The organism is Paenibacillus mucilaginosus 3016 (assembly GCF_000250655.1).
Taxonomy (GTDB): domain Bacteria; phylum Bacillota; class Bacilli; order Paenibacillales; family NBRC-103111; genus Paenibacillus_G; species Paenibacillus_G mucilaginosus.
In genome coordinates, this window is sequence record NC_016935.1 from 6301354 (window position 1) to 6319568 (window position 18215).

Consider the following 18215-nt stretch of genomic DNA (forward strand, 5'->3'; position numbering starts at 1 on the left):
CTATGGCTATGGGCATCCATATCCCCCGGCCTTCAACACAGCATTCGGCATCTGACATCCATATCAACACACGAAGGAGAGGCGGGCCGCCTCTCCTTCGTGTGTTTGACCGCGATTCATTCGCAATCCGTACATATCCGACTGATGATTACAGACGCTCCGGAGCAGGCAGCCCAAGCACCTCCAGCGCCTCGCCCATCGTCATCTTGAAGCGCCGGGTGAGCCACAGCCTGAACCGGCGCTGTTCTTCGCCGGCGCTGCGGATCGGCAGCGCACTGTAGAAGGTGTTGAACCTGGCACCGAGCTCGTAGGCATAGGTGCATATCTGGTGGGGAGCCAGCTCTGCCGCCGCCGTGCGGAGCGTATCCTCCCACAGGCTCAGCTGCCTGAGAAGCGCATGCTCCGCGGGCTCCGGCACCTCCGGGAACACCCCGGGCCGTGCGGAGGCGCCTTCGTCCACGGAATCCTCCGCCGCCTTGGCCAGCAGCGATGCGGCCCTCGCATAAGCGTAGAGCACATAGACTCCGGTGTTCCCGGTAAGCTCCGTTGCCTGCTTCAGGTCGAACACTACCTCGGTGGCGAGATGAAAGCGGAGCAGATAGTAGCGGATCGCCGCAGCGGCAATCTCCTCGGCGGGCAGCCCCTCCCGCTCCCCGCGCTCCTGTCCGATAACCCCCTGCATCCTCTGCAGCAGGTCGGCGGCCCGGATGCCGACGCCCTGTCTGCCGCTCATCGCATAGGAGGCTCTGCCGTCCGACGTATCGACTCCAAGCTCCCGGGCCGCGGCCGGACTCAGGGAGACGACGCCGTAGCTTACGTGATGCAGGCGGCCCGCCTGCTCCGGGTAGCCCAGCGCCTCCAGCGACTGCTTCACCACCGCCTGGGGGTACGCTTGACGGTAGTCGATGACGTTAATGACCCGGTCGGCTCGGCCGAAGACCCCTTCCTGTTCCCCCGCTCCGTGGGTGGTGCTGACCTCCCCGTCAAAGGCAGCATAGTGGAAATCCTCGGAAAGCAGGCCGAATTTCCACAAATGATAGGCGATGTCTTTGGCCGTGTAGGTGAGAATGCCGTTCGAGCGTACGAGCACCTTGGCCGCCTGATAGCCGGCATCGGCTGAATCGCCCTCCGCCTCCTCCTGCGTCTCCCCTGCCGGCTGAAGCACCCAGCAGCCGGCCTGTGCCCCTTCCTTTACTTTCCGGAAGGCTTCCGTCTGCTGAAGAAGACCGAATGCCGCCTTCCAAAAGCCCCGCTTTACAATGCTGCTCTCCCAGACGAGCAGGTCGTAGCCGATGCCGAACCGCTTCATCTCCTGCAGCTGCTCCCGGACTATTTTCTCTGCGGTCAGAAGGCCGAGCCAGGAGAGGGCCGACTGCCCTTCCTCCAGCGCATGCAGCACCTTCGTGCGTTCTTCCTCGAGTGCAGGCCGCGCCGCGTATTCCCGGTTGACCCAGGCATAAGCATCCCAGCAGAAGTCCCCGAACCTTGCATGCTCCCCCCTGAGCCCGGTATGAAGGAGGCCAACCACCGTATCGGCAAGCTGGTTCCCGAGGTCGTCAATATAGTTGTGAACCTCAACGATGCAGCCGGTTCTCCGCAGCAGGCGCACCAGGGTATCGCCGATGACCGCGTTGCGCAGATGGCCGATATGTGCAGATTTGTTCGGGTTGATCGACGTGTGCTCGACGATGATTTTCTCCGGCTGGGCCGGGTCGGCGGGTGCCTGCCCTTCCTCCTCCGCCCACTTCTTCCAGTCCAGCCGGAAGTTGACGAAGCCCGGGGGCACGGCTTCCACCTGACGGATCAGCCCACCGGCGAGTCCGTTCTCCCTTAGCTTCACCGCAAGGCGTTCGGCCAGGCGCATCGGCGGCATCCGCAGCTCCTTCGCCAGCACCATGGCGGCATTCGTCGAGTAATCGCCATGCTCCAGCAGGGAGGGCGGCTCGACCCGGAACTCCGCCGGTTCGCGGCGCCGGCCCATCACCTCCTCCAGCATTTCCTGCACGCTTTGGCTTACCGCCTGCTTCAATGTTCCGATCACCATGCCTGTTCCCTCCTTCTCGATAATGGCTGTGTCCCCAGAGTACAAATACAAAAAGCCCCCGTCTCCTAAGAGACGAGGGCTGTGACACACACTCGCGGTACCACTCTTGTTGCTATACGCGCTGCTGCGCCTATAACCGCTTGTTAGGAATAACGGCTTCCGCCGGATCTGCCTACCCGAAAAGCCTTGACTCGGCAGACCGTCTCCGGGTCCCGTTTCACCCTCCGCTCCCGTACCGGCTCCCACCCTCCCGGCTCGCTTGGACGTTCGATCGGCGGCTACTCTTCCCATCCCAGACGTTGTGGTATGAATAATTTTATACAGTATATCCCGGAAGGTCCTCCATATTCAAGCCTAATTTTCCGCCCTGCCTATCCTTATCTCCTATCGTTATCGCAAGCTTGACTCGGGCCCTCGCCTCTAATGCGTCCCGCCGACATCCATATCCTTGATCTCCCGGGTCACCTTCTTGTACGTCGAGGAAGCGATCTTCTCCTGCAGCTTCGCATGGAACAGCTCCTCATCGATCGGCAGGTCGACCCAGCCGTCCGTCCACGAGGACAGGTACATCGCGTTGGAGAGCGTGAGGCCCCGGATGCCTTCCTCCCCCGGAGCCAGCAGCGGAGTGCCGTGGAGAATGTGATCCGTGAAGTTCTGCGTGATGCCCTTGTGCTGCGTCCCCTCGGACGATTCCACCGGCACCTCGCACTTCCAGCACTCCGGCTGGCCGAAGCCTCCGCGGAAATTGCGATTGAACTCCGGCTCCGGGATCGTCAGCCGCCAGAAGGTCAGCCTGCCGTCTTCGATGACGATTTTGCCCCGGTCGCCGGTCACCTCATAGCGGTTGGTCCCCGGCGCTTCCCCCGTTGTCGTGACGAAAAGCCCGGTCGCCCCGTTCTCATATTCGACGTAAGCGGTAACATCGTCTTCGACCTCAATGCTGCGGTATTTGCCGAAGTGACAGAAGGCCCTCACCCGCTTCGGCATCATGTCCACGGTCCACTGCCAGAGATCAAGCTGATGGGGATCCTGGTTCAGCAGCACCCCGCCGCCTTCGCCGGCCCAGGTGGCCCGCCAGCCGCCCGAATCATAGTAGCTCTGGGAGCGGTACCAGGTCGTAATGATCCAGTTCGTGCGCCGCACTTCGCCGAGCTCCCCGGAGGTTACCAGATCGCGGAGCTTCCGGTACAAGGGATTCGTCCGCTGGTTGTACATGATGCCGAAGGCTTTGCCCGAGCGCGCCGCGGCCTCATTCATCTCCCGCACCTGCTTCGTATACACGCCGGCCGGTTTCTCCACCAGCACATGATAGCCGTGCTCAAAGGCACGAACTGCAATCGGCGGATGATCGTAATGCGGCGTACAGATCAGCACAGCGTCGAAGCTCTTCGAAGCAAAAAAGTCGTCAAGTCCGGAGAACAGCTGCACCCGGTCCCCACTACTGTGCCTTGGCCCATTCCAGACGCTGCGGGTCCAGATCCGCCGCCGCCGTGAGCTCCGCCCCCTTCACTTCCCCCTGCAGCAAGTAACCCGCATGCCCCCGGCCCATATTGCCGAGTCCCACTATTCCGATGCGCACCGAATCCATTGTCTCCCGCCTCTCCGCATAAGAGTGCCGTACGGCGGCTTCAGGCTCAAGCCGTATTGGTTCCGTCCGGCCTTTCCTTTTATTATACGCTGCACGATACCAGCCACAAGAATGGATGAGGACAAAAAAGAAAACGTCCCTCCCGGGGGAAGGACGCTCACGTTCCGCTATACTCATGAATTAGGAGTGCGTTTTTTCGGAAATTTGGCTGAGGGCTTGTCCGGCCTCGTCCTCATACTTGTTACGGACCGCCAGGTCACCGATCGATACGATCCCGATCAGCTCGCCGTTCTCCACTACCGGCAGACGGCGGATCTGTTCTTTGGCCATGACCTTCGCCGCTTCATCGACCGTGGTTTCCGGTCCTACGGAAACGACGCGGCCGCTCATCACTTCCGAGATGGCCGTGGAACCGGAATGCTTCTCGGCATATCCCCGGATAACCAGGTCACGGTCGGTCAGCACGCCGATCAGCTTGCGTCCGTCAACGACAGGGATGAAGCCCGTGTCTTCCTGCTTCATCTTGACTGCCGCCTCAAAGATGTTGTCCTGAAGTGTCACTACCGCACAATCGGTGGTCATGATTTCACGAAGCGATTTGCTCATGGCTGTATTCCCTCCCAAAAGAAGATGGCAGCCTCCGGCTGCGCAGAGTAATGGGGGTTATCATCGTCCCCAGGGCCTGCTGCAGGAATAGGTTCTCCCCCGCACGCTCTCCCCATGCGCCTTCCGGCTGTTACATATCGGGAAAGGCTGCTAGCCGCGGTGTTCCTTCATATAATCTTCGGTCACCGCAAGAAACAGCCTGGCAGCATTCACCATCGCCTGCTCGTCGATATCGAACCGCGGATGGTGATGCGGATGGACAATGCCCCGCTCCTTATTACCCGCGCCCACGAACATGAAACAGCCGGGAATCCGCTCAAGATAGTAGGCAAAATCCTCTCCGGCCATGATCAGCGGGGAATAGCGCGCCTGTTCCGTGCCGAATACGCCGGCCGCCGCCCGTTCGAACCGCTGCGCTTCTCCGGCATGATTCACCACCGGCGGGTAGCCGAGCCGGTAGTCGATCTGGACCTCGGCTCCGTACATCGCACAGGTCTGCCGCACAATCTCTTCGAAGCGGTCCTTGACCTCCAGGCGGATGCGGCTGTCGAAGGTTCGGACCGTCCCCTTCAGCGCCGCCGATTCGGCGATGACATTGAAGGAGGTTCCGCTGTGGAAGGAGCCTACGCTGACCACACAGGGCTGGGTCGGGTCCGTGCTGCGGGAGACGATCGACTGCAGATTCACGACGAGCTGGGAAGCTACGTAGACGCTGTCCACCGTCTCGTGCGGCAGCCCCCCGTGGCCCCCGCGCCCCTTGACGGTCAAGGTAAACTCATCCGCCGCGGCCATGAACGGGCCGGGCCGTGAAGAGACGGCCCCCGTCTCCAGCGGGGTCCACAGGTGAATGCCGTAGATGACGTCCACGCCGTCCAGCAGCCCGCTTCGATCATCGGGAGCGCACCGCCCGGCGTCGTCTCCTCGGCGGGCTGGAATAAGAAGACCACGCGGCCCCCCACCTGGTCCCGGTGCGAGCTCATCGTCCGGGCCACGGTCAGCAGGGCCGCCGTATGGGCATCGTGCCCGCAGGCGTGCATGACGCCGGGCACCTGCGAGGCGTATTCCGCCGTCTTCTCGTCCTGGATCGGCAGCGCGTCCATGTCGGCCCTCAAGGCGACGGTCGGTCCGTCTGCGGTCCCTTGAAGGATGCCGATGACCCCGTGACCCCCGCCGACGCTCTCGCGCACTTCCAGTCCCCAGCTCCGCAGCTTCTCCGCCACGAAGGCGGCCGTCGCCGACTCCTGATACGAGAGCTCGGGGTTGCGGTGCAGATGGCGCCGCCATTCGATCATATCCGGCACTGCCGACATAAGGGTTTGTTCCATTGATTTCATGGCTATGGCCTCCGCTCCAACGTTCTTTATATGGCACTTCATATGGTACTTCGCTCAGTAGAATTATTTTAACAAATCCGCCGCTGTCTTTGCACCTTCCGGGCGTCACAGGAATTTCAAACTTTGCCAGAGGGCGGATTCGGCCCGTCTGCATTAGGCTTGCACTGCGAAGGGAAACATACTATCATGAATAAAGGGTTTTGGGAAGCTATGGAATGCTAGGCATACATATATTAGGAGGGTTTTACAGTGATCATTGAAAACAGCGGATTAAAAGGACTGAAGAGCGATCTGGCTCACCTCGACCAATCCATGGAGCAGCTCGGCTTCGTACGGTGGCAGTGGGAATACTACCGGGCCACTTACGATCTTCAGCTCAAAGATAGAGATTCCCAGAATGACTTCTACCTCCGCATCAACACGCGTGTTGAAACGGGCAAGCTCGAATCCCCGCATGCGATTCTGTATATCGAAGACGTGTACATCGGACAAGGCACGTTCCCGCACGGCGTGAACTACCAGGCCAAAATTCCGGATTACATTATGAAAGAAGCGACGAGCAAGCTGGCCCAGCTGAAGACGAAGCTGACTTCGTAACAGGGGACCGCTTATGACCCCACAGCGAAGAGGAACGCCCGATTTTTTCCTGCTGTTCTTGACGTTCTCCTTGGTCTGCTTCGGTCTGGCTTTTGTATTCAGCGCGGGAATGGCCTTCCGCAACGATGATCCCTGGTACTTGGTCTTCCGCCAGGGGCTCGCTGTCGGTCTCGGCACGGTGGCCATGTTCTTCTGCATGAATGTCGACTACCGCAAGTTCAAGAAATGGCTGCTGCCCTTCTTCGTTGTCGTCGTCATTCTCCTCCTCCTGGTCCCTCTTATTGGAGCGGGCGCGGACAAAGGAGCGCGGAGCTGGATCAAGATTGCGGGCGGGTTTACCCTTCAGCCTACGGAATTCGCCAAGCTGGCCGTCATCATCTATCTGGCATCCATCATCACCAAGAAGGGTGAGAAATTCCAGGAATTCAAGCGGGGACTCGTTCCTCCTCTGCTTGTCATCGGCTTCATCTCGATGCTGATCATGATGCAGCCCGACTTCGGGTCCACGATGATCATCCTCCTTGCCTCCGCCATTATCATTGTTGTCGGAGGCGCCAACATGAGGCATGTTCTTTATCTTGGCGGAGCAGGGCTGGTCTTTGTCGTCATGGTGGTGTCCTTTTATGTCCTGACCGCCGATCCGGGAAACTACAAAATCGCCCGGCTCACCGCCTATCTCAATCCTTTTTCGGATGAACGGGGGTCTGGCTACCACTTGGTCCATTCCCTCTTCGCCTTCGGCCACGGCGGGTGGACAGGTGCGGGCTTCGGCCAGAGCATCCAGAAGCTTCACTACCTGCCCGAAGCCCATAACGACTTTATCTTCGCCATCATCGGCGAGGAGCTGGGCTTCATCGGCGCCACGCTCTTCCTGCTCGTCTATCTCGCGTTCCTGCTGCGCGGACTGGTTGTCGCCCTGCGCTGCCAGGATCCCTTCGGTACGCTCGTCGGTGTCGGCATCGTCAGCATGATGGGCGTCCAGGCGTTCATCAATCTCGGCGGTGTGACGAACACGATCCCGATGACCGGGGTCACCCTGCCGCTGATCAGCTATGGAGGCACATCAATGCTCACGACGCTCATCGGCATCGGCATGCTGCTCAGCATCTCGCGCGAGTACAACAAGCCGGAACAGGAAGTTCGCCGCTCCACCAGCGTCACCCACCGCAGCGCCGCGGGCTATTTTACCCGGGGCGGCTGATCGGCCGCTACAAAAAAAGAGAGCCCTTCCGGCTCTCTTTTTTTATGTATGGCCCTTACTTCACCCGGTGCAGCGGGTCCTCGACCGGTGCCGGCGTCTCCTCATCGCGGAAGGCCACGCCCTCCACCTTCACGTTCACTTCCACCACCGACAGGCCCGTCATGTTCTCTACCGCTTCCCGCACATTCTCCTGAAGATCGCGGCATACCTCTTGAATCTTGCTGCCGTACGACACGATCACCCGCAGATCGATCGCCGCTTCGACCTGGCCGACTTCCACCGACACGCCGCGCTGTGCGTTCTTCCCGCTCAGGCGTTTGGCCAGTCCTTCCGAGATGCCTCCCGACATGGCGGCAATCCCCGGCGTCTCCAGTGCAGCCAGTCCTGCAATGGTCGCCACGACATCATCCGAAATGCGGATCAGACCCGTTTGTAATTCTTCGCTCAAGAGGATCACTCCTTCAAGGATTATAGCTCTATTGTAATAAGAAGAGTTGCTGAAAGCAAATGTAACGCGGAAGCGGACAGGTGGTACCCCCGGACAAAGTCTTCCATATTATCATTGGCAACCTGGTGAAATGTGGGTATATTATTATAGGCCTGAAGCTCGACTTTCAGGGAATACTTTACATTTAGAGGGGGGAATCACATGATCAAACGCTACGGATTCACCATCGGTCTGGTACTGAGCTTCCTGCTCAGCGCGGTGGCCCACTACATAGGCGAACCTGCCTTCAGTCCAACGGTGCAATTCTTCATTTCCGCCGTCGCCGTCATCTTTGTGGCAGGCTTTCTCGGCAAAGCGACGGAAAGCGTCGCCCACTATGCCGGCGAGCGTCTCGGCGGCTTCCTCAATGCCACCTTCGGGAACGCGGCGGAGCTGATTATCGCCATCTTCCTGGTCAGGAACGGAGCTTTCGAGGTGGTCAAAGCGAGCATCACCGGTTCGATCATCGGGAACATGCTGCTCGTCTTAGGGCTGAGCGTGCTGCTAGGCGGTCTCAAATTCAAGGAACAAACCTTCAACGTCAAGCTCGCGGGCCATAATTCTTCGCTCATGCTGCTCGCGGTGATCGCTCTGTTCATCCCGGCCGCCTTCACCCGAAGCCTGACCACGCTGGAGAATGAAGAGCTCAGCGTCATCGTCTCGGGCATTCTGATTGTCGCCTACCTGCTGTGGCTGTACTTCTCCATGGTCACCCATAAGAACGAGCTTGCCGACGAAGTCGTCGAGCATGGGGAACCCGCCTGGTCCAAAGGGATGTCGGTGGCCTTTCTGATTCTCGCTACCGTCATGGTAGCCTTCGAGAGTGAGTGGCTCGTGAGCACCCTGGAGCAGTTCAGTCATCAATTCGGCTTATCCGAACTGTTCGTCGGCGCCTTCCTGATCGCCATTGTCGGCAACGCGGCCGAACACAGCGCCGCCATTCTGATGGCCCGCAAGAACAAGATGGGGGCGGCGATCGAGATCGCCATCGGCAGCTCGCTGCAGATCGCCCTGTTCGTAGCCCCGCTGCTCGTGCTGCTGTCCCTGTTCTTCGGCAATCCGATGGACCTCGTGTTCACCACCTATGAGCTCGTCGCCATAGGCGTGGCGGCGTTCATCGCCTCCTCCATCTCCCGGGACGGCAATACGACCTGGTATGAAGGCGTGCTGCTGCTCGTCGTCTACCTCATTATCGGGATCGCCTTCTACCTCGTCTAACAGCTTCCATAGGGCAACAAAAAAGAGTAACCCTGAGGGGTTACTCTTTATTTTGGCTCATGGCCTCATACAGCGCTGCCAAGTTGCGCTCCAGCTTCACCAGGATCTGTTTGCCGGCGGTTTCCTGAACCAATTCCGCCCGGATGGCAAAATCGATCTCTCTTGACAGGCCGTAAATCTGCGTATCCAACACCTCTTCATACAGAGGACATTTGCGCGTAGTTAAGTTTTCCATCTGCACTTCGATCAGCTTCTCGATCTTGTCCGCATCTTCCTGAAGCAGCTGCAGCGCTTTCTGCGACAAGCTGAGCAGCACATCTGACGACATGATGCTTCCCCCCTGTATACTCCTGAAGCGAAACCCGGCAGCGTACCGGCCCGTGTTCGCCCTCCGGTTCTCCCGAAATCCGTGAATGGCTGCATTCACGCTCCATACGTTTAATTTTAGTCGAAACCCGGCGAATACACAAGTCGTCTGAATAGATATTGCGTCCGCCGCTGCAAGAACGATAGAGAGCCCGGGCCGGGGGGAACCCATGGACATCGGGGTCTGCTCTGCCCGGCTGAATCGGGCGCATCACCACGGGAAAACCATCGGCATCCGAGAACCGATCCTTGCCGGCAGACCTCCCTTCACCATGGCCGCCCCCCGATGCAAGATAAACAGCTTCGTCGCCCCCTTTACGGACGATTAGATGATAGAAACGGGCATGTGCGAGTTATACGTTCTGATAGTGAAAAAAGGCACCTCCGCCCGATGCGGAAGTGCCTTCCTATGTACGCTGAAAACCGGAATCCAGGTGATTAGTCCTGAATGCTGTTGATCGTCAGACCATGCTTCTGGAATACTTCCGCCATAGCCGCCTTGGCTTCTTCCGCATCCGGACCATGCACGTGCAGGTCATAATTGCTCGTTGTCAGGAGGGTCGTGAACAGGCCGAGGATGCTCTTCACGTCGATGTACTTGTTATCGTACTGAAGAACGATAGACGATCTGAATTTATTAGCGGTTTGTGAGATTTCCACAATTGCTGCATTGTTTGCGTTAGCCATACAAATCCCTCCATGCGTCGGTTGAATAATCGTCAAATAAATCGCTTTCTTCCTTATGATACCTTGGAAAAGGTTAACATGCAAGGGCAAAAATTCGCCCGCCGGACGCGGGTCCCGGCTATTTCAGATGCTCCGGATTCAGCCCCTCGAGCTCCGGAATCACGAATCTACCATCCTTGCGGATGAGCACATCGTCGAAGTAGATTTCCCCTCCGCCGAACTCCGGACGCTGAATGAGCACGAGATCCCAGTGAACCGAGGAACGGTTCCCGTTGTCCGCCTGCTCGTAGGCCTGGCCGGGCGTGAAGTGCAGGCTGCCGTCAATCTTCTCGTCGAACAGCGTATCCTTCATCGGGTACAGGATATGGGGATTGAAGCCGAGCGAGAACTCCCCGATGTACCTGGCCCCCTCGTCCGTATCGAGAATCTGGTTCAGCCGCTTCGTGTCGTTCGCCGTCGCCTCCACGATCCGCCCTTTCTCGAACCGGAACGTGACGTTCTCGAAGGTGACGCCTCCGCTAACCGACGGCGTGTTGTAAGCGATCGTCCCGTTGACCGAATCCCGCACCGGAGCGGAGTATACCTCACCGTCGGGGATGTTGCGTTTGCCGCAGCATTTGACCGAGCCGATTCCCTTGATCGAGAAGGAGATGTCCCGTCGCCCCCGGCCCCACGATCCGCACCCGGTCGGTCCGGTTCATCAGCGCCTGCAGCGGATCCATGGCTAACGACATTTTGGCATAATCCAAATTGCATACGTCAAAGTAGAAGTTCTCGAACTTCGAAGTGCTCATCCCCGCCAGCTGTGCCATGGAAGCGTTCGGATAGCGCAGCACGACCCACCGGGTCTTTTTGACGCGCTGCTCCAGATGCACCTGTTTGCTGTAAATTTGGGAATACAGCTTCATCTTCTCTTCGGGCACATCGGACATCTCGCTGACGTTCTCGCCGGCGCGCACCCCGATATAGCAGTTCATGTCCTTCATACGCAGCAGGTCCATCTGCGTCCAGTGTTCGATCTGCTCCTGCGTCGCCCCTTTGAGGACGGCCGCGCGGACCGACGGATCGATGAGCTCCACATATGGCACGCCTCCGCGTGCGTACACCTGCTCCACCAGACATTTGACCAGCTCGCGCTCGGAGCCGATCATATCGATCAGCACCTTCTCCCCCTTCTGAACATCGAGGGAATACTCCACCAAATTGCGGGCCAGCTGCTCCAGCCGAGGATCTCGCATCTGCCATCGTCTCCTTTATCCTGTATGATGAAATGAAAATCGATCTACCTGCTTCCCTCAATCCGTGCCGCTGTTCGTCCACCGCTTGTTAAGATAGCTGCCTGCAGCCAGCAGCAGACCGAATACGGCAAGAAGAACCAGGAGTCTGCCTTTATACTGCGTAAAATGCAAAAGATCATGCCCGATCAGCGATTCGAGCAGGATCATCGGCGACTTGCCGATCAGCGTGCCGAGAATGAAGTCCCTTGAACGCACGTTCATTACGGCGGCCGCCATGTTGATGCCGAAGGAGGGCAGCACCGGCGTCACCCGGGACAGCGTGATGTACAGCAGTCCATGCTTGCCGAGCTTCTCGTTGAAGCGGCCTGCAATACGGTGCTTCGACAACCGGGCCTGCGCCCATTCCCTGCCGAAGCTGCGGGTGCCGTAGAACGCAAGAATGGCTCCGAGACAGGCGAACACATAATTGACCAGGAACCCCAGCCAGAACCCGAACAGGAGAACGTTCGCTCCCGCCACGACGACGAACGGCACGAACGGCACGATCGTTTGAAGCAGAATGAGCAGCGCCCCGAACACCTGTCCGATGAGGCCCAGGGAGCGCAGTGTGTCCGACAGATGCTGTATATCCCACTCACCCATGCAGCGTCCCCCTCTCCCTCCCTTATTGTACCAAAAATATGCGGTCTTCTCGACTCTGCGGAAGGCGTGTCCCCTCCACTTCCCTTTCGCTCAATTTGCCGCTTCCTTTACTTGACACGCACCTACTCTATCTTATAGAATTAGAAGTCGAGAATGAGTACTGATCCGCTCAAGTGCGGACTGACTTATTTATGGTGGAAGTCGGTGTCACCCTCTATAGGTTTTGTTGCTGTCGGGACCGCGGCTGGGTTCTTCCCGTACAGATGCGCAAAATCGGGCACAAGCTTCACCCGAATCCTAACTTTACTTATAAAGGAGCCCACCATACAATGTCACGTTACACAGGTCCTAAATTCAAACTCTCCCGCCGCCTCGGTATTTCCCTGAGCGGTACCGGCAAAGAACTCAAGCGTCCGTTCCCTCCAGGTCAGCACGGCCCAGGGCAGCGCAAGAAAATGTCCGGCTACGGCGTACAGCTGCAGGAGAAGCAAAAGCTTCGTCACATGTACGGTCTGAACGAGAAGCAGTTCCGCAACCTGTTCGACAAGGCTGCGAAAATGCAAGGGATCTCCGGTGAGAACTTCATGTTCCTGCTCGAGAGCCGTCTTGACAACCTCGTATACCGTCTGGGTCTCTCCAACTCCCGTGCAGGCGCACGTCAGCTGGTTTCCCACGGTCACGTAACGGTGAACGGCAAGAAAGTCGACATCGCGTCCTACCTGGTTTCCACTGGCGACGTAATCGGTCTTCGCGAGAAGAGCCGCAACCTGTCCGCAGTGAAGGAAGCTCTCGCGAACCGCAACTACCTGCCGGCTTACCTCGAGTTCAACGAAGCTGCAGTTGAAGGCAAGTACGTTCGTCTTCCTGAGCGTTCCGAGCTCGCACAAGAGATCGACGAAAAGCAAATCGTCGAGTTCTACAGCCGTTAATCTTCGGCTCACCGAAACAAGCTGCCCGCTTATGCCGGCAGCTTGTTTTTTTGTTGGGGCGCCGCTGGGGTGCCGGGCCGGGATATCCGGACATTTTCTTGCGCTGCCCTGGGCCGTGGTTTCTCCAGCCATAAAAAAGGCAAGCAGCCCGCTCCGCCGGAAATGTCCGGAGAAGCGGGCTGCTTGGCATGATGCCGGGGAGGTTCATCCCCGATTATTGGAACTTCACCAGGTAGTAGTTGCGCTTGCCCCGGCGGATGACGAGGAAGCGGCCTTCGAGGCCGTCGGCGGAACGGACAACCTTATCGAGCTCCGTCGTCTTGACGCCGTTGATCGAGACGGCGCCGCTCTCCACATCCTGGCGTGCCTGCCGCTTCGAAGGGACCGCCTTCACCTGCACGAGCAGGTCCAGCAGCGCGATCTCCGCGCCGGCTTCGAGCTCGGTGGAAGGCACATCGCTGAACGCCTGTTCGATCTCGCTGCCGGAAAGGGAGCCCACATCCCCGCTGAAGAGGACGGTGGAGATGCGGATGGCGCTCTCGGCCGCCTCGGCGCCGTGAACGAGCGTCGTCATCTCTTTGGCAAGCACCCGCTGTGCTTCCCGCTTCTCCGGCGCTTCCTTCACCTGACGCTCCAGCTCGCCGATCTCATCCGGAGACAGGAACGTGAAGTACTTCAGGAACTTCACGACATCATTGTCGTCCGTGTTGATCCAGAACTGGTAGAACTGGTAAGGCGTCGTCTTCTCCGCATTCAGCCACACGGCGCCGCCTTCCGTTTTGCCGAACTTCGAGCCGTCGCTCTTCGTTACCAGAGGCACCGTCAAGCCGAAGGCCTGATTGCCGTTCGTCTTCCCGATGAGCTCCAGCCCCGCCGTGATGTTGCCCCATTGGTCGGAGCCGCCGATCTGCAGGGTGCAGCCCCGCTTCTCATTGAGCTGCTGGAAGTCGTACGCCTGCAGGATCATGTAGCTGAACTCGGTGAAGGAGATCCCCTTCTCGAGACGCGAATCCACGGAGTCCTTGGCGAGCATGTAGTTCACGGTGAAGTTCTTGCCTACGTCACGGAGGAAGCCGATGACATTCAGCTCCGACAGCCAGTCGTAGTTGTTCGCCGTCTGTGCCGGGTTCTTCTGCGCTTCGAAGTCCAGGAACTGCGAAAGCTGGTTTCTCAGCTTCTGCGTCCACTCCTCAACGACTTCCTTCGGGTTCAGCGTACGCTCGGCCGCCTTGCCGCTAGGGTCGCCGATGAGGCCCGTGCCCCCGCCTACCAGCGCTACCGGAATATGGCCGGCCTGCTGGAAGCGGCGAAGCACCAGCAGCGGAAGCAGATGTCCGATATGCAGGGAATCCGCCGTCGGGTCGAAGCCCGCGTAGAGCACCACCGGCTCCTCCGCCAGCTTTTTGGCCAGTCCCTCCCGGTCCGTCACCTGGTTGATCAATCCGCGGAATTCCAAATCGCTCAAAATATCCATTGCCATTACTGCGTCATCCTCTCTATCTTGATAAAAATACAAAAAAAAGCCTTCTCCTCCACAAAGGGACGAGAAGGCTCAGCTCGCGGTACCACCCTAATTAAAGCCCTCCTCCCGGCTGCACAGGGGTCTCCCTGACAGGTCCGGCGGCGGACTTTCACTTCATCATGGATAACGGGCGGTCGGCCCGATCGGAAGCTACGCAAGGGACCCGTGCCATGGCCGGTTCTCCCTCTTCCCCTCCGCTGCTCCGGACGGTAATTCGGATGTCAGGTCAACTGCCGGCTCGCACCACCCGCCGGCTCTCTGAAAGCTGGGTCCCACTCCTACTGAATCCTTCACTGCATTTGGCTTATGGAATTATTAAAACCAGTTATACCACAGGCCCAAAAGACTTGTCAAACCCCGCCGGCGTGTGCAAATTCCCCCGGTTCCCCGCATTATCCCTGAGGGCTTCATCACCGAACCGTCACCGAAGAAGGAGCGGAATCCCATGCCGAACCTTGACGCTTTGTGCTATAATTGTTAAGGAATGTTTGGGCCAGGCAGGAGGAAGCCGTTTCATGGAACTGGATCAAGAGAAAGTAACAGAGAAGCAAACCAAGGAAGCGAAGAAACCCCGCAGTTATAAACGTGCCTTTTTTACCGCAGGAAAAGTGACGCTGAGCGGCATCAAGTGGCTCTTCATCCTCGGGCTGGTCGCCTGCTTTCTGGGAGGAGGCGCCGCCTTCGGCTACGTGACCTCCCTCGTCAAGGACGATCCCGTGCGGAGCAAGGAATCGATGCTGAAGGAAATGCAGGACGACGCGCTGACCGGCTTCGTCTACTTCCGGGACGATTCGGTTGTCGGGCAGCTGAGGACCGAGGAAGACCGGCGGATGGTCGCGCTGAACGACATTCCCCAGCATGTGCTCGACGCCGTCTTTGCCATCGAGGACAAGAACTTCTACGAGCATAACGGTGTCGACCTGAAGGGCACGGCCCGGGCCGTCGTCCAGAAGCTCCTCAAGGAAGACGTGCAGACGGGCGGCAGTACGATTACCCAGCAGCTCGCCCGCCGGGTGTTCCTCACCCTCAGCCGGGACGACAGCCGCAAAGCGAAGGAAATTCTGCTCGCCATGCGGATGGAGCGCCTGATGTCGAAGGACGAGATTCTGCTCGCCTATCTCAACAAGATTCCGTACGGCAACGGCTCGTCCGGCTACAATGTGTACGGGATCAAAGCAGCCGCCAAGGGCATCTTCAACATCGACGACCTGTCGAAGCTCAACCTCGCCCAGGCCGCCTATCTGGCCGGTCTGCCGCAGCAGCCGAGCAACTACTCCGCGTTCACCTCGAAGGGGGAAGTCGACGGGGCGGCCTTCAAACGGGCCGTGCAGCGCCAGCAGCTGGTGCTCCGCCGGATGCTCGAGGAAGGCAAGATCACCGACGCGCAGTACCAGGAGGCGCTGCAGTTCGACCTGAAGAGCACGCTCGCCGAGAAAGTCAAACGGGCCTACACCGAGTACCCTTACCTCATGATCGAGGTGGAGCGGGAGGCGGCCAAGGCGCTGCTCAAGGCGGAGAATCCGAAGCTGGATCCGAAGGAAAGTCCGGAGGAGTACGCCGAGGCGCTGAAGAGCATGCAGACGAAGCTCAGCCGGGGCGGCTACCATGTGTACACCACCATCGACAAGGATATTTACAGCTCGATGCGTGCGATCGCCGCCGACGAGAAGAATTTTACGCCGGAGGACAAGGTCAAGGGCATGGAGCAGATCGGTGCGGTGCTCATGGACAGCAAGACGAGCGCCATTCTCGGCATGATCGAGGGCCGCGACTTCTGGAAGGAGCAGCTCAATCATGCGACGCAGGCTTACCGTCAGCCAGGCTCTACGATGAAGCCGATCGCGGCATACATACCTGCCATGGAGGCAGGCACGATTCAACCGGCCTCGGTTATCGACGATGTGCCGATTATCCTGAAGGACGGCAGCAGAGGCTACCATATCCCGGAGAACTGGGATGACGGGTACCATGGCCTGATCACCGTCCGCCGGGCCTTCAACCAGTCTTACAACATCCCGGCCATCAAACTGTTCCTGAATGACGTGGGTATCGAGAAGGCCTGGACGTTCGCCAACCAGATCGGCGTCACCTCGGTGGGTGAAGAGGACTATGTCGCCCAGACCGGGGTCATCGGCGGCCTGCGGCGCGGGGTTACCGTCAAGGAGCTCACCAACGCATACGCCACCATGGGCAACAAAGGCGTGTTCAACGAAGCTTACATGATCCGCAAAATAACAGACTCGAACGGCAAGGTGGTATTCGAGCACCAGCTGCAGTCGAATCCGGTCTTCTCCGAACAGACCGCCTATCTTATCACGGACATGATGCGTACGGTCATCACGTCGGGTACGGCGACGGATCTCATGAAGACCTTCAAGCACTACGGCAAAGTGCCGATCGTCGGCAAGACAGGCTCCACCCAGGACGATGCCGATGCCTGGTTCATGGGCTATACGCCGGACATCACCCTCGGCGTCTGGGCGGGCTACGACCTGCCGGTGCACAAGCTCAGCAAAAAACGGGCGGCACCAACCGGGCCAAAAACATTTGGGCGATGGTTATGGACACGACGATCGAGAAGCATCCGGAGCTGTTCCCGACCAAGACGTTCGAGCGTCCGGCGGACATTGTGGAGATGACCGTCTCCTCGCTCTCCGGCAAGCTTCCGAGCAATGCTACGAGCCGTGCCGGAAAGCTGACGACGGATCTTTTCAACAAGAAGTATGTGCCGACCGAGGAAGACAATGTCATGGTCCGGCTGCCGGTCATTACTTATAACGGCATCAACTATATCGCAAGGGAAGGAACGCCTTCCGACTTTGTGGAAGAAAAATCCGTGATCAAGCGTCCGGAGCCGCTCGGGAAGCTGTTCCGCGAGCTCCGCAGCATCATCAGCAAGCTGCCGGCGGACCGCAAGCGCAGCCTGGACTTCTACAAGCCGAAGGATTATGCGCAGGACGCGCCGTCCGAGACGGATCCGCGCAAGGACGACGGCAACGCGCCTAACGCACCGACCACGGTCGTGGCGACCCGAAGCGGTGAGTCCAACGTCATCACCTTCGGGGCGAGCGACAGCGGCGACGCGGTCGGCTACCGCCTCTATCGGTCGGTGAACGGCGGCAGCTTCCAGCGGGTGGGCGGCGTGGTGTTCGCCGGGGATGAGACGAAGTTTACCGATACGTCCTCCTCCGGAGGCACGTTCGGGTACTACGTCACTACGGTCGATGTAGCCGGCAAGGAATCTTCGCCAAGCAAGGCCGCTTATACCGACGGCACGACCATGGATCTGCTCTTCGGCGCCGGCACCGGCGAGCCTGCGAAGACGGAGGACGACAAGAAAGCCGATTCCTCCGACGACAAAAAGAGCAGCGAGAAGGAATCGGATGATGACAAAGACAGCACTCCGGCACCCAAGAGTGTCCCTTCGATCCCCAGCGGCGTTACCGTGAAGTCCAGCGGGGGCGGCATCGAGCTGAAGTGGAAGGCCAACCCCGAGAAGGAGAAGGTTACGCAGTACAATGTCTATTTCAGCGACAAGGAGAACGGCAAGTACTCCAAGATCGGAACGGTGAAGGGCGGGACGGAGTTCAAGTATTATGCCGTCTCGACGGAAGGCTACTATATCGTTTCGGCGACCAATGAGGCTGGGGAGTCGAAGTCTTCGGTGGCCGTCAGGTCGAAGAAATAGCACGAGGCCGGTGCGGGGCGGTCGCTTAGGGATAGAGTCCGAGGGAGTTCGCGAGGCGGTCGTACAGA

11 protein-coding genes, 4 pseudogenes and 1 other annotated feature are annotated in these 18215 nt (G+C 58.8%); of the genes and pseudogenes, 5 read left to right on the top strand and 10 right to left on the bottom strand.

Going from position 1 to position 18215, the window contains the following annotated elements; all coding sequences use genetic code 11:
* Positions 1 to 148 precede the first annotated feature (148 nt).
* From PM3016_RS25815 to PM3016_RS25830, 4 genes and pseudogenes are all read right to left on the bottom strand, one after another.
* Positions 149 to 2044, bottom strand: a complete 1896-nt coding sequence (locus PM3016_RS25815) for an arginine--tRNA ligase (protein ID WP_014371487.1) — start codon at positions 2042 to 2044, stop codon at positions 149 to 151.
* Positions 2045 to 2464: 420 nt separating this feature from the next.
* A pseudogene (locus tag PM3016_RS25820) lies at positions 2465 to 3632 on the bottom strand (Gfo/Idh/MocA family protein).
* 180 nt (positions 3633 to 3812) lie between these two features.
* A complete protein-coding gene (locus PM3016_RS25825; RefSeq protein ID WP_013917589.1) occupies positions 3813 to 4238 on the bottom strand; it encodes a CBS domain-containing protein in 426 nt (141 codons plus the stop codon).
* A 150-nt stretch (positions 4239 to 4388) separates the two neighbouring features.
* Positions 4389 to 5572 (bottom strand): annotated as a pseudogene (locus tag PM3016_RS25830) (amidohydrolase).
* 249 nt (positions 5573 to 5821) lie between these two features.
* Between PM3016_RS25830 and PM3016_RS25835 the strand changes: the two are divergent.
* Positions 5822 to 6169 carry a YugN family protein gene (locus tag PM3016_RS25835; protein ID WP_013917591.1) on the top strand — a complete coding sequence of 116 codons (348 nt, stop codon included), beginning with the start codon at positions 5822 to 5824 and terminating at the stop codon, positions 6167 to 6169.
* A gap of 13 nt (positions 6170 to 6182) precedes the next feature.
* On the top strand, positions 6183 to 7370 hold the full coding sequence (gene ftsW / locus PM3016_RS25840; protein WP_014371488.1) for a putative lipid II flippase FtsW: 1188 nt from the start codon (positions 6183 to 6185) through the stop codon (positions 7368 to 7370).
* A 55-nt stretch (positions 7371 to 7425) separates the two neighbouring features.
* Here the strand turns inward: ftsW and PM3016_RS25845 are convergent, their stop codons facing one another.
* Complete coding sequence (locus PM3016_RS25845) at positions 7426 to 7818, bottom strand: Asp23/Gls24 family envelope stress response protein (RefSeq protein ID WP_013917593.1); 393 nt, start codon at positions 7816 to 7818, stop codon at positions 7426 to 7428.
* 201 nt (positions 7819 to 8019) lie between these two features.
* Between PM3016_RS25845 and cax the strand changes: the two genes are divergently transcribed.
* The gene (cax, locus tag PM3016_RS25850) at positions 8020 to 9075 is read left to right on the top strand and encodes a calcium/proton exchanger (protein ID WP_013917594.1); all 1056 of its coding nucleotides are present in this window, start codon (positions 8020 to 8022) and stop codon (positions 9073 to 9075) included.
* A gap of 40 nt (positions 9076 to 9115) precedes the next feature.
* Here cax and PM3016_RS25855 read toward each other — a convergent pair whose 3' ends face one another.
* From PM3016_RS25855 to PM3016_RS25870, 4 genes and pseudogenes are all read right to left on the bottom strand, one after another.
* Positions 9116 to 9403 (bottom strand): Fpa/YlaN family protein, encoded by a 288-nt coding sequence (locus PM3016_RS25855; RefSeq protein WP_014371489.1) that lies wholly within the window; start codon positions 9401 to 9403, stop codon positions 9116 to 9118.
* Between the two features lie 476 nt (positions 9404 to 9879).
* A complete protein-coding gene (locus PM3016_RS25860) occupies positions 9880 to 10128 on the bottom strand; it encodes an HPr family phosphocarrier protein (protein WP_013917596.1) in 249 nt (82 codons plus the stop codon).
* Positions 10129 to 10246: 118 nt separating this feature from the next.
* A pseudogene (locus PM3016_RS25865) lies at positions 10247 to 11366 on the bottom strand (aminopeptidase).
* A gap of 57 nt (positions 11367 to 11423) precedes the next feature.
* Positions 11424 to 12008: a TVP38/TMEM64 family protein gene (locus PM3016_RS25870; protein ID WP_014371490.1), complete on the bottom strand. Its 585-nt coding sequence runs from the start codon at positions 12006 to 12008 to the stop codon at positions 11424 to 11426.
* Between the two features lie 329 nt (positions 12009 to 12337).
* Here PM3016_RS25870 and rpsD point away from each other — a divergent pair, with 329 nt between their 5' ends.
* The gene (gene rpsD / locus PM3016_RS25875; RefSeq protein ID WP_013917599.1) at positions 12338 to 12937 is read left to right on the top strand and encodes a 30S ribosomal protein S4; all 600 of its coding nucleotides are present in this window, start codon (positions 12338 to 12340) and stop codon (positions 12935 to 12937) included.
* 214 nt (positions 12938 to 13151) lie between these two features.
* Here rpsD and tyrS read toward each other — a convergent pair whose 3' ends face one another.
* Positions 13152 to 14411 (bottom strand): tyrosine--tRNA ligase, encoded by a 1260-nt coding sequence (gene tyrS / locus PM3016_RS25880; protein WP_041619519.1) that lies wholly within the window; start codon positions 14409 to 14411, stop codon positions 13152 to 13154.
* A 61-nt stretch (positions 14412 to 14472) separates the two neighbouring features.
* Positions 14473 to 14762, bottom strand: a binding site (T-box leader).
* Between the two features lie 212 nt (positions 14763 to 14974).
* Between tyrS and PM3016_RS25885 the strand changes: the two are divergent.
* Positions 14975 to 18147: pseudogene (locus PM3016_RS25885) on the top strand (transglycosylase domain-containing protein).
* The last annotated feature ends 68 nt before the right edge of the window (positions 18148 to 18215 follow it).